Here is a 12,125-nt window from a genome sequence, read left to right as displayed (position 1 = left end):
ATATTTAATTCTACATTATCTTTAATAATCAACAAACCAATCGATTATGAAATATATACAGGAAATAACCATTAATAAACCTCGAAAAGAAGTGGTAGAAAAATATTCTAACCCCGATAATATGAAACACTGGCAGCGAGGATTTGTATTTATGAAACCTATAAATGGAAAAACGGGAGAAGAAGGATCGCAGAATCTATTGAAATATGACATGGGCAAACGTGAGATTGAAATGACAGAAACCATCATTAAAAATAATTTGCCAGATGAGTACAGTGCGACTTATGAGGCAAAGGGAGTTTATAATTATCAGATCAATAAATTTTCTCCTACCATGGAAAAAAACACCTTATGGGTCACAGATAATAAATTCAAGTTCAGTGGATTCATGAAATTATTTGGATGGTTCATGCCTGGTGCTTTTAAAAAGCAATCCAGAAAATACATGGAAGATTTTAAAGCTTTCGTCGAGGATGGGAAAAGTGTCCTGGACAGGTAGATTATTTTTTTGAAATAAAATCCTAGATATATTCTGCTCAGGCTGTTATATTTGCGAAAAAATATCACAAAATGAAACGATTAAGTTTAGCAATTTTAATGATGTTAGTCGCATTCTCATCAAATGCACAATCTAAGATCGGTACTATAGATGCCGAATATATTCTTTCCCAATTACCGGAATCGGCTGAGGTAAACAAAAGCCTTGAAACCTATAATGAAAAATTACAGGCAGATTTAAAATCAACTATTCAGGAATATGAAGGTCTTGTAAAAGACTACCAGGAATCTGTAGCAAGTCTTGAAGAGGAAGCAAAGAAAGAAAAAGAAAACAAGATCATCGACCTGGAAAATAATATTAAAGGTTTCCGTCAGAAAGCATCCGTAATGATGCAAATGAAGCGCAGCGAATTAAATGGTCCTTTGTACGACAAGATCGATGCTGCCATGCAAAAGGTAATTAAGGCAGATGGTTTTACTCAAATATTCCATAGCGGAGCAAGCGGACTGGCATATTCACGACCTGAAGATGACATTACAGAGAAAGTAATGAACCAGTTAGGCATTGAACCTCAACCTGCAGAGGATACCGCTGAAAATAAATAGATCTCAATTAGATTTAATAAACAAAAAATGCCCTGAAAATTCAGGGCATTTTTTTTATCTGTAATTCTATTATCTACTATAATTAGGAGATTCTTTGGTAATGGTCACATCATGAGGATGACTTTCATGTACTCCGGCAGCAGTGATCTTCACGAATTTACCGGTTTCTTTAAGTGTTTCAACATCTTTTGCTCCACAATAGCCCATTCCGGCTTTTAGTCCACCAATGAATTGATGAATACTTTCTTCCAGATCACCTTTGTAAGGCACTCGACCTACAATTCCTTCCGGCACTAATTTCTTAATATCATCTTCTACATCCTGGAAGTAACGGTCTTTAGATCCTTTTTCCATTGCCTCAACAGAACCCATTCCTCGATAAGACTTGAATTTTCGTCCTTCATAAATTATCGTTTCTCCTGGAGATTCTTTTGTACCTGCAAGCAAGGAACCTAACATCACACAATCTGCTCCCGCCGCAATGGCTTTAGGAATATCACCTGTATACCTAATTCCCCCATCTGCAATAACGGGCACTCCAGATCCCTTAATGGCTGCCGCAACTTCTAACACTGCTGAAAACTGTGGAAATCCAACTCCAGCCACTACCCTTGTAGTACAAATAGAACCAGGTCCTATCCCAACCTTCACAGCATCTGCTCCAGCTTCCACTAAATATTTTGCAGCTTCTCCAGTAGCAATATTTCCAACTACCACTTCAAGATCCTTAAATTTTTTCTTTACTTCCTGTAGCACATGAACTACTCCTTTGGTATGTCCATGAGCAGTATCTATAATGATCGCATCTACACCGGCATTGACTAAAGCTTCTACTCTATCTACAGCATCACCGGTAACGCCAACAGCTGCAGCCACCCTTAATCTACCATAGGTATCTTTATTAGCCATAGGCTTTTGCGTAAGCTTGGTGATATCACGAAAAGTAATAAGGCCAACTAACTTTAGATCTTTATTGATCACAGGTAACTTTTCGATCTTATTTTCCTGCAGTATATCTTCAGCTTCATCTAAAGAAGTACCTTCAGAAACGGTTACCAGATTTTCAGAAGTCATCACTTCAGCAATAGGACGATTAAGGTTCTTTTCGAATCTTAGATCCCTATTAGTTACAATTCCGAGTAATTTACCATTTTCATCCACGATGGGGATACCGCCAATACTATGTTCACGCATAGATTCCTTTGCATCCCTAACCTTAGCAGTAATAGGAAGCGTAACCGGGTCTATGATCATTCCACTTTCTGCACGCTTTACTTTACGAACTTTAAGTGCCTGCTGCTCTATGGTCATATTCTTATGAAGCACACCAATACCGCCTTCCCTGGCCATGGCAATAGCCATACGGGATTCTGTAACAGTATCCATTGCAGCAGAAACAATAGGAACGTTAATTGGAATGTTACGGGTGAATTTTGATTGAATGCTTACTTCTCTGGGAAGAACTTCAGAAAATGCAGGTACTAAAAGTACATCATCGTAAGTAAGAGCTTCGCCAAGTATTTTTGAATCGTGTGCGATCATTGCAATTAAGGATTTAATTGCATGCAAATATATAGTTAATAAGTGAGAAAATCAGGTTATTATGTGTTAAGAGACAATAATCTTAGACCAGGCTATATTTTAATTAAAAACCAGAATTCGTTAGACACTGGCATGACCTAAAGCTTAACCTGCTGTACTAAAGCTATTTATATTGTTTCTTAAATACTATGAGCGTAAGTTTAGATATATTAAAATTTCGAGCTTATGAGCATTAGATTAGGTAACAGCTGCATGAATTGCGAAAGATTCAAGAACAATTTCTGCACAAAACATGAAACCAGCGTTGGATATCAACATACCTGTGATAGCTTTAAAATGAAGGCTGCGCTCAAGAATGAACCAAACTGTCTCAACTGCAGTAGATATCATTCTCCAACCTGTGCAAATCCACAAAAGGCAGCTCCCGGAATGCTTTGCAATCACTGGGCTCCCCAGGCTTCAGCTTAGATCAAAGCCTTATTTGCAAGGTGGTATACCAGGTTATAGGTTGTGCAGGAATAATTCCGGGTCCGGGATATCCTGTTGCTCTTCTTGTAAAATATGAGTTATCTAGAAGGTTATTAATTCCCGTTTCCAGTTTGAACTTCCCCAGACTATATGAGGCAGACAGATCCATGATCCCATACGCAGGAACTTCTCCTTCTATCCCTTTATTATTATCCTTTTTGACTTGAGGAGCGTTAGAAGCATCTGTATACTGGCTAGACAAATAAGTATACTGCAAACCAGCGAGGAAGTTTTTATACCCGAAATTAAGTCCGGTTTTTAAATTTACCGCCGGGATAAATTCTACTTCACTTCCTTCCACATTCACCTGATCTGACTTGATATATTCAGACCTGGTAAATGCTGTGTTTATAAAAGCATTTAATTGATGATTCTCTGCAGACTCAAAAAAGCTATTTCTTATATTCCATTCAGCAAATGTTTCAATTCCATAAATAAACGCGTCCCCTATATTTCCTTTATATCTTACAAGTCTTCCAGTTTGTTCCAGTTCGCCCTGAGCGTTCACGCGTTCTTCTGGCCTCAGCACTTCACCAATTCTATCATTATATTTCAATGCGAAAACACTGGCATCATAAGAAAGTATATTCTTTATTCGACCACGAATTCCAAGATCTGATGTAAAACCTTCTTCATCCTTTATATTAGGATCTACCTGGAAACTTGGATTTACAACCCTGATATCATTAAAGGTGACCGATCTATAATTCTGAGAAAAATTAGCATACAACTCATTAGATGCATTCAAATTATAACTACTTCCCACTCCTAAAAGAATAAAACTTCTTTCAAAATCTCTGTCGTCTTCTATAGTTTCATTTAACAATACATTCTCTGCATTATCTGTGACAACATTTTTGTAATAGCCATCTGCTTCGGTATTTATATATTCGAATCTGAAACCTGGAGTAACCGAAAAGTTATTGGTAACATTAAATATATTTTCTCCGAAAATTGCTAGGTTATGATTAGGGAAATCAAATTCAGACTGTCTTTTATAATCTGGAAAATCATTTGTAGCAAACTCAAAATCTGGTCCGGCAGCGGTACTTCCTGGACCTTGCTGCTGCTGGTTATAAGCCTGGTAATATTTGGTTCCTAATAAAAGAACAGACTCTTCAGCAAACAGGTTATACCTGGTAAGAACTCTGGCCTCAGCTCCCCAATTAGAAAAATCATCAACCAGTAATTCACGTGGCTCATCAGGATCATCTTCTAAAGCCACCCTATTTTGTCTAAATCCTAAGGCTTTCCTCGTAGCATTCAAACCAAAAACGTTCAAACTAAAATCTGTTTTATCTGAAATTTTATGTTCCAGTTTTAATGCGAAAAGATTCCAGTTCACATCGAACCAGTTTCTAGGCCTGTTACTGAATTCTGGATCTTCATAGAACTTCGCATCGGTTAAACCTCCCGGCTGTTGCGCAAGGTAATCCAGGTAAGTATATTCAAAACTAATATTGGTGCGGTCATTAAATTTCCACCCCAGGTGTGCAAAGGCATTATTAGAATCATATTCAGAATTTGGTCTGAATCCATTCCCTCCCTTATAATTATAATAGGTGTAATAGCTAAATTTCCCAACGGTTCCACTTAGACTGTTGAAGCTTGTAAAGAGGTTATAAGAACCAATAGTTTGCCTGGAAACAAGCTCTATTTTTTTGTTTGGCACCGGTTCTTTGAACCTAAAATTGATCAAGCCTCCAAACTGGGTTCCGTATTGTAACGATGCTGCTCCACGTACCACCTGAATTTCTCTCAAAGCCTCTGGTGGCGGAGTGTAATAACTTTCAGGATAACCAAGAACATCGGCAGAAATATCGTAACCATTCTGTCTGGTATTAAAATTCTGAGTCCGGTTTGGATCAAGGCCTCTGCCTCCAATATTCAGCTGTAAACCTGCATCACCATTGTCATAAATATTAAGTCCCACTACCTGGTTATAGATCTGCCTGGCATTATTAGCCGCCAGGTTACCGGTAACTTTATCTATTAAAACCACTTCACTTTTTTTCCCGGCATAAATAGCCGTACCCTCTACTTTTCGTAATTTTCGAAGAGCAAATATTTGTTCCCGCCTATTGGTGATCATTACTTCACTAAGGCTTTCTGCAAGTGGAGATAATTCAAAATTTATTTTGGTATCTCCGGTGATCTCAATCTCTCGTTCTACGATCTCATACTCAAAGCTGAAAACTGCAAAAACGTTACTTCCGGTTTTTAAAGAGGTAATTTTATATTCACCTTTTTCATTAGCCACCGTAAGTTTTCCCGTCGTTTTATTCCATATCTCTGCGTTTGGAATGGGTTCGCCATCATTTGCTGAAGTTATTTTACCGCTCAATGTATATTGCGCATTGGCAAGAATGGTAAAAAAGAAGAGTATACTAAAGACCTTTAATTTCATCATTAAATGGTAAAATGAATGTTTTGTGTTTAAAAGAGTCCGCGAAATTAAGCAAATTAACATCAGGACTTATATAGGGTGCACTTTTTCTGCCATTAAGGCCTACGTAGTTTTCCACATAGACTTCAATATTCTTGTGACCTTCTTTTCTGAAATGATCAGCCAGAAAGTGCGCATATTCTAAAATAAAATCTGGCTGGAAAGCCATTTGTTTTTCCTGAAAAGGAGTAAGAAAATCTGCATTATCTACATAAAATCTTTTTCCGGTTTCGGCATCAACCACCTTAAACTGGGCAAATCCGGCTTTCTCCATAAGCATAACTCTCCAGGAAAACCTGAAACCTTCTTCGGTCCAGAATAATTCGCCTGGATACATCAAATATCTCCACGGAAATAAAATTTGAATTCCGAAGAATAGGGCAATTACAGTAATCTGTAATCTCCTTATTTTCAGATTCTGAAAAAGCATTCTGGAATTGTCGAATTTTTGTTTATTGATCCTGAACCATTTCGAAATTCTACTTAAAATTCTATGGTGCACTTCAGGACTAAAGAAAATAAGCGCGCTAACGATCATAATGTACGGGAACATTCCAATAGGAAACAAAACCCTGGTTAAAACATGGAAAACGATCACCATCAGGAAAGCAAAAAACCTGGTCCGCTTCCATAGTAAAAGAAAGGGGATAAATAGATCATATAGCATTCCACTCCAGCTAAAGGCATAAGCGACCCATTCCTGCTGCATTAGATCTCCGAGAAATGGAATATCATATTTTGAAGGAAGCCAGATTTTAAGAGGCATAGCCTTTAATAGCCAATCTGAATTTATCTTGGCCAATCCCGCGTAGAAGTAGACGATCCCCAGCAAAAGTTTTATCGCATCGATACCCCACCGAGGAATCTTTTGAAAGGATAATTTATTATTCTTCCAGGCATCCAGGGAATAATAAACATGTGCAGGCAAAAAGATCATTAAAAAACTAAGAATACTTATAAAATAATAGTGATTTAGATAAGTGGTCTTATCCATGAGTTCTATGTATGTAAAACTCAGGAAAAATGTAATGATCGCGATTCGGTATTTATATCCCAGGGCAACAAAAAGAGCTGCCAGGCCACAAACTATAAAAAGCAAATAGGTGAAATCGCCAAGCGGTTTCACCCATTCAAAATTGTAATAACTAAAATGAAATTTTGGGGTTATATAAAGTTTCTCGATCCATCCGTTAAGCCAGAAGCGTATAATGCTGGCCAGCATCATAATTCCAAATCCAATTCTGAAGACAGCCAGTGGAGCCGCATCAGTATATGATTTGAAATATTTAGGGATGGACGATCTCATCTATCCCAAACTAATCACCGTCTGAATCTACGTAGTTGATACTAATAGAAAGAGCCTGGACCATATCTAATTTTAGTAAAACTACCGCTTTCTGCAACTCATCGTATGCAGCCAGCATAACGGTATTATCGGTTTCTACCTGGCTCTTAAGATTAGAATTTAGATTGGAAGCCTGAGATTTTATAGCAGCAAACTGATCCAATATATCACTGGCGAGCTCACCTCTATCTAAATATTCTAAATATTGCTTATAACTTTTTCCGGTTTGATTTCCGTTAAAAGATTTACCATTAAAGAAATCTACCATATTATTGATAGCCTCCAGGTAAAGTGTTTTAGAAAGATCTGCTGAGTAATATGCTTCTACGTTTATTGGTGAAGGCGAACCGGTGAAAATTCCTGATGGATATCCTATTTTACCTGTACGCAGAAAAGTTTCATAATACATAATGTATTTATTGGTAAACTTATCTACAGACCCTGTACTGGAAGAACTGGTATTATTTACAAAATCATCTCTAAAATCACCTTGCCAGGACGAATTTACCTCAACTGTAAGGTCATTTATTCTTTTAGCTACATCCAAAAGGTAGTTTCTATAATTATCTGAAGAATATTTAGTTACAACCTCTGCCTTAGTTTCTCCAATTCCATAAAGCAAGTAATCCATTGCAGGAAATCCCTGTTCTTTGAAACTTGATGGTAACTCCAGGTTGTAGGTTCCACTTGCTATTTTATTATCCACCTCGGCTGCATCTAATGGGTAAGTATTCAAAAACCTACGATAACTAAGCTCTTCTGCTTTCCCAATATCAAACATCGCTACAGCTTGAAAATCTATATATGAACTTTCAAAACCACTTCTTAACGCTGTTAGATTTTCTTCTGTTGGATCATTGGTAAATGCTACGGTAAGATCCTCCAATTGTTGAGTAGAACCACTAAAGCTGCTGAAGGCCGGAATAATAATATTATCTGCCCAGTTAGCCAGCATTGCTCCACGATCAAACGAATCAGTTTCAGTACCACCTCCGTCTCCATTACCATCATCCTCTGTAGAACAGGCAGTGAAAATTAGTGTAGCGATCAATAAAAATTTTGAAATCCTTATCATAGGTATAAATATTAAGAACCGGAGCAGATTAGAAATCTAACTCCGGCTAATTGTTTTATTCTGCTGCTTCTGAAACGCTAAACCCAAAGGCCGCTGCGATCTCCTGAGAGATACTATCCAAAGTTTCAGGAGTTACATCCCAAAAACCATTTCCTTCTAACAACTGCTCCTTATACATATCTATTTTTTCTTTAGCTATGTATGGCATATTAGTTCCTGGCTTATTTGTGAATCTAAGACTATAAATAAATCCGAAACCTTCAGAAAGTTCATGAAAAGCAGAGCCCATTTTATTTTCAGCTAAGGCAGCTTTACCTCCTTGTAAATAATGCACGGCTCTAACCGCGATCACTTTTGAAAGATTCTCACGAATTATAGCGACCTGAGCATCACGAGTTGAATAATCTCCTTCTACAATTGCTGCACGACCAGTTTTGAATGCCTCGTAAGTGCTTTCTGCCAGTCCGGCAAAGTCTTCATCTGCATCAACCTGACCTAAATAATTAAAAAGTAAACGATCATCGCTTTCATTTAATACTGAATTTGGATCATCAGAAGGAATTGAAGGATCTCCATACAGATACCCGTAAGCTTCATCCCATTTGTGCTCCATGGTAGTATAAGCCTTATCTTCCTCGGTAATACCAGCATCGTTATTAGCCCTGTTATCTGCTTCATCAAGAACCGGAGCTGAGAGGTAATTATTAACGATCTGGTCTAATAATAGTGCTCCTATCAAACCTTTTGCGAATGCCTGGTTATACTCCAGTCCGTTTTCATTCACATAACGAACATTGTCACCATCTGCTATCTGTCCTGCTACACCAGCTTCAGCCAAAACTTCACTATTCCCTTTTACGGTAGTAAATTGACCTGATATATAAGAATCGAAATCACTTTTAATCTCTGCTCCTTCTACATTATTCGTTGAGAAATAAAGATTAGAAGCGGCAACTTTAGATCTAATGCTTTTTGAAGACTCATTAAGGCTTGCATTCTCGAAAGGAGAATTTTCATTGGCAAACATATTTATGAGCATCTCTTCTGAAGCTGAATCAAAATTGGTGAAATTAGACATTAATTCTGCTCCCATTTGAAGCCTTGTGGTTTGACCACTATAGCTAACGGTAGAATTACCATCTCTTTGAAAAGTATAATTTACAGGAGTTTCTATTTTATTTTCTCCGGGGGTAGGAGTATCATCTGAAGTACATGAAACTAATGAAAGACCTCCTAATATTGCTGAAAACAACAGCTTCTTCATATTCGTTTATTTAGACTGGTTTAAAATAATTTTCGGCAGCAAATATAAAGACCCGCTTGTGTTATCACAAGTTTATTTAGATTAATTTTAAATAAGATTTATTAATAGTACAATAGGAAACTATAAATCCTGTTAATGGTAGGCATTAAAGATCTTAGAAGCTTCATTATATGCAGACTCAAAACTGGTCATTTTAATATTCGTATCTGCTTTTGTTGAATTGAAGTAAGAAAGCATTTTTTCTGATGGCATATTACCGGTAAGTTCATCTTTAGCCATCGGGCATCCTCCAAAACCCTGTATGGCACCATCAAATCTATGACAGCCGGCCTTAAATGCCGCATCAACTTTTTCATGCCACTTGCTTGGCGTGGTATGCAAATGAGCCCCAAACTCGATGTTGGGGTATTTTGAGATAAGATTTGAAAAGAGATAATCAATTATTTCAGGCGTTGAAGTCCCCACAGTATCAGACAGGGATAAGATCTTAACTCCCATGGCAGAAAGTTTTTCTGTCCACTCCCCTACGATCTCCACATTCCATGGATCTCCATAAGGATTTCCAAAACCCATACTTAGATAAGCCACAACCTCTTTATTCGATCTATCTGCGATATTCAAAATTTCCTGCAAAACCTCTACAGATTCGGCAATCGTTTTATGCGTGTTACGCATCTGGAAGTTTTCAGAAATAGAAAAAGGATATCCAAGATAACCTATCTCTTCAAATTTTGAAGCATCTTCAGCTCCTCTGGTATTGGCAACAATAGCAAGAAGATTACTTATGGTGGTTGAAAGGTCAAGTTTTGAAAGCACCTCAGCGGTATCTTTCATTTGAGGAATGGCCTTTGGCGAAACAAAACTTCCGAAGTCGATGGTGTCGAAACCACAACGTAAAAGAGACTGTATATACTGAACCTTCTTCTCAGTTGGAATAAAATCCCTAATCCCCTGCATTGCGTCCCGTGGACATTCGATTAATTTCACTTTAGCCATACGGCCAAAGATAGCATTTTAAAGAAAATTGAAAAAGAATATCGTTTTATTGATAATTTTAAATTTGAAAGCAGAAATCCAGATTTTAAACTAGGAATTCTTCAACCGATCAAAGCAGAATAAGTCCCGTAATAAGTATAAAGATCACTATCTGCATCCATTTTAAAAACAAACCCGATTTTGGATGCGACTTGATGTACTTTGAGATCTTGTCTGAAAGTACGGCAACCAGGCTGAAAATCATCAAGGCCTGTATCATAAAAAGCAATCCTAGTATATAGAATTGTAATACAGTATTAGCCTTTGGATCCCATAAAAATCCGGGGAAAAATGCAAGGAAAAATATTCCCACTTTAGGATTCAGAACATTCATAATGAATCCCTTTCTAAAGATGCTAAAAGAATTTCGCTTATTCAAGCCCTCAGAAGAAAAGGCTATGTCTGGGTTGCTTTTATAAACCTGCCAGGCGAGATATAATAGATATACCGCGCCAAAGATCTTAATGATCAGGAAAATATTTTCAGATTGTTTAATTATAGCTGAAACTCCAAAAGCAACCAGACTCGTATGGATAAGGATCCCACTTACCAGACCCAAAGCGGTTATAATGCCCTGCTTTGCACCATAGGCCATTGACCTTACCAGAACATATATAATATCCGGTCCCGGGGAAAAGGTTAAAAGAATTGAAGCCGTTAAAAAAGGAATGATCTGGTCCAGCATAATCTAAAGGCCCTTCTCCAGGATTTTTTTATTAATATCCTTTATAATCTGTGGGCCTTCATATATAAACCCGGTATATAATTGTACCAGGCTGGCCCCTGCCTCAAGCTTTTCTATTGCATCTTCAGAAGTATGTATTCCTCCCACTCCAATAATAGGGAATGCTTTCCCGCTTTTTTCAGAAAGAAACCGGATAACCTCAGTAGATCTTTTAGTAAGTGGCTTACCACTGAGACCTCCCATCTCAGCTTTGTTTTCAGAATTAAGACCTTCCCTGGAAATGGTAGTGTTGGTAGCAATCACTCCCGCAATTTTTGTTTCCTGGACGATCTCAATAATATCTATAAGCTGATCATCTGTTAGATCTGGTGCGATCTTTAATAATATTGGTTTAGGATTCGCCTTTTTATTATTTCTTTCCTGAAGTGTATTAAGAAGTTTCTTTAATGGCTCCTTATCCTGAAGTTCTCTCAAATTAGGAGTATTTGGGGAACTTACATTTACCACAAAATAATTTACATGGTCAAAAAGAGCTTCGAAACTATACACATAGTCGTCTACAGCATTTTCATTAGGAGTTACTTTATTCTTGCCAATATTACCCCCAATAAGTACATTCTTATTTTTCTTAAGTCGCTCCACCATTTCTTCAACTCCATGGTTATTAAAACCCATTCGGTTTATAATGGCTGAATCCTCTTTAAGCCTGAACAATCTTTGCTTCTCATTCCCTGCCTGCGGTTTTGGAGTTACTGTCCCAACTTCTATAAAACCAAATCCTAAAGCTGAAAGTTCGTTGTACAGCTTAGCATCCTTGTCAAAACCAGCAGCCAGACCAACCGGATTTTTAAATTTTAATCCAAAAACCTCTCTTTCCAGTCTTTTATCTTTCACCTCAAATTTTGACCTTAAAAATGATAATGCTCCAGGCAGCTTGCAGAAGCGACGCAAAAAATTAAAGGTGAAATAGTGAATTTCTTCTGGATCAAATTTAAAAAGCGCAGGTCTTATTAAGGATTTGTACATTCTTGGAAAGTTTTCGCAAAAGTAATTGAATTTACATAAATGAAAAGCTCACAGTATATTCTCTTCCAGTTAGTC

11 protein-coding genes are annotated in these 12,125 nt (G+C 37.4%); 3 read left to right on the top strand and 8 right to left on the bottom strand.

Annotated features, from left to right (window positions below):
* The first annotated feature begins 46 nt into the window (after positions 1–46).
* Positions 47–499 carry an SRPBCC family protein gene (locus G530_RS0106645; RefSeq protein WP_026933788.1) on the top strand — a complete coding sequence of 151 codons (453 nt, stop codon included), beginning with the start codon at positions 47–49 and terminating at the stop codon, positions 497–499.
* Between the two features lie 71 nt (positions 500–570).
* Entirely contained in the window at positions 571–1,104 is a 534-nt protein-coding gene (locus G530_RS16615) for an OmpH/Skp family outer membrane protein (RefSeq protein WP_035715976.1), read from the top strand.
* Positions 1,105–1,173: 69 nt separating this feature from the next.
* On the opposite strand, the gene guaB is transcribed toward G530_RS16615, so the two are convergent.
* Positions 1,174–2,646, bottom strand: coding sequence for an IMP dehydrogenase (gene guaB, locus G530_RS0106635; RefSeq protein WP_026933787.1), 1,473 nt, complete (start codon positions 2,644–2,646; stop codon positions 1,174–1,176).
* Between the two features lie 225 nt (positions 2,647–2,871).
* Between guaB and G530_RS17480 the strand changes: the two genes are divergently transcribed.
* Entirely contained in the window at positions 2,872–3,114 is a 243-nt protein-coding gene (locus G530_RS17480) for a hypothetical protein (protein WP_084519420.1), read from the top strand.
* 1 nt (position 3,115) lies between these two features.
* Here G530_RS17480 and G530_RS0106625 read toward each other — a convergent pair whose 3' ends face one another.
* The 7 genes from G530_RS0106625 to G530_RS0106595 all read right to left on the bottom strand — a co-directional run bounded on the left by G530_RS0106625 (position 3,116) and on the right by G530_RS0106595 (position 12,050).
* Entirely contained in the window at positions 3,116–5,581 is a 2,466-nt protein-coding gene (locus tag G530_RS0106625) for a TonB-dependent receptor (protein ID WP_026933786.1), read from the bottom strand.
* Positions 5,562–6,926 (bottom strand): HTTM domain-containing protein, encoded by a 1,365-nt coding sequence (locus G530_RS0106620; protein ID WP_026933785.1) that lies wholly within the window; start codon positions 6,924–6,926, stop codon positions 5,562–5,564. The genes G530_RS0106625 and G530_RS0106620 overlap by 20 nt, the downstream gene beginning before the upstream one ends.
* A gap of 10 nt (positions 6,927–6,936) precedes the next feature.
* Positions 6,937–8,040, bottom strand: a complete 1,104-nt coding sequence (locus G530_RS0106615; protein ID WP_035715973.1) for an imelysin family protein — start codon at positions 8,038–8,040, stop codon at positions 6,937–6,939.
* Between the two features lie 55 nt (positions 8,041–8,095).
* Positions 8,096–9,304, bottom strand: coding sequence for a DUF4856 domain-containing protein (locus tag G530_RS0106610; RefSeq protein WP_026933783.1), 1,209 nt, complete (start codon positions 9,302–9,304; stop codon positions 8,096–8,098).
* A gap of 132 nt (positions 9,305–9,436) precedes the next feature.
* The gene (locus G530_RS0106605; RefSeq protein WP_026933782.1) at positions 9,437–10,300 is read right to left on the bottom strand and encodes a hydroxymethylglutaryl-CoA lyase; all 864 of its coding nucleotides are present in this window, start codon (positions 10,298–10,300) and stop codon (positions 9,437–9,439) included.
* A 109-nt stretch (positions 10,301–10,409) separates the two neighbouring features.
* The gene (locus G530_RS0106600) at positions 10,410–11,024 is read right to left on the bottom strand and encodes a LysE family translocator (protein WP_026933781.1); all 615 of its coding nucleotides are present in this window, start codon (positions 11,022–11,024) and stop codon (positions 10,410–10,412) included.
* A 3-nt stretch (positions 11,025–11,027) separates the two neighbouring features.
* Complete coding sequence (locus tag G530_RS0106595; protein WP_026933780.1) at positions 11,028–12,050, bottom strand: quinone-dependent dihydroorotate dehydrogenase; 1,023 nt, start codon at positions 12,048–12,050, stop codon at positions 11,028–11,030.
* Positions 12,051–12,125 lie beyond the last annotated feature (75 nt).

It is taken from the genome of Christiangramia echinicola DSM 19838, from assembly GCF_000423065.1.
Classification (GTDB): domain Bacteria; phylum Bacteroidota; class Bacteroidia; order Flavobacteriales; family Flavobacteriaceae; genus Christiangramia; species Christiangramia echinicola.
This window is presented reverse-complemented; position numbering and strand designations above follow the sequence as displayed.

Bases quoted from the DNA above. Each gene is read 5' to 3' on its own strand.
- G530_RS0106645 (WP_026933788.1), top strand. From the start codon at position 47: ATGAAATATATACAGGAAATAACCATTAATAAACCTCGAAAAGAAGTG.
- G530_RS16615 (WP_035715976.1), top strand. From the start codon at position 571: ATGAAACGATTAAGTTTAGCAATTTTAATGATGTTAGTCGCATTCTCA.
- guaB (WP_026933787.1), bottom strand. From the start codon at position 2,646: ATGATCGCACACGATTCAAAAATACTTGGCGAAGCTCTTACTTACGAT.
- G530_RS17480 (WP_084519420.1), top strand. From the start codon at position 2,872: ATGAGCATTAGATTAGGTAACAGCTGCATGAATTGCGAAAGATTCAAG.
- G530_RS0106625 (WP_026933786.1), bottom strand. From the start codon at position 5,581: ATGAAATTAAAGGTCTTTAGTATACTCTTCTTTTTTACCATTCTTGCC.
- G530_RS0106620 (WP_026933785.1), bottom strand. From the start codon at position 6,926: ATGAGATCGTCCATCCCTAAATATTTCAAATCATATACTGATGCGGCT.
- G530_RS0106615 (WP_035715973.1), bottom strand. From the start codon at position 8,040: ATGATAAGGATTTCAAAATTTTTATTGATCGCTACACTAATTTTCACT.
- G530_RS0106610 (WP_026933783.1), bottom strand. From the start codon at position 9,304: ATGAAGAAGCTGTTGTTTTCAGCAATATTAGGAGGTCTTTCATTAGTT.
- G530_RS0106605 (WP_026933782.1), bottom strand. From the start codon at position 10,300: ATGGCTAAAGTGAAATTAATCGAATGTCCACGGGACGCAATGCAGGGG.
- G530_RS0106600 (WP_026933781.1), bottom strand. From the start codon at position 11,024: ATGCTGGACCAGATCATTCCTTTTTTAACGGCTTCAATTCTTTTAACC.
- G530_RS0106595 (WP_026933780.1), bottom strand. From the start codon at position 12,050: ATGTACAAATCCTTAATAAGACCTGCGCTTTTTAAATTTGATCCAGAA.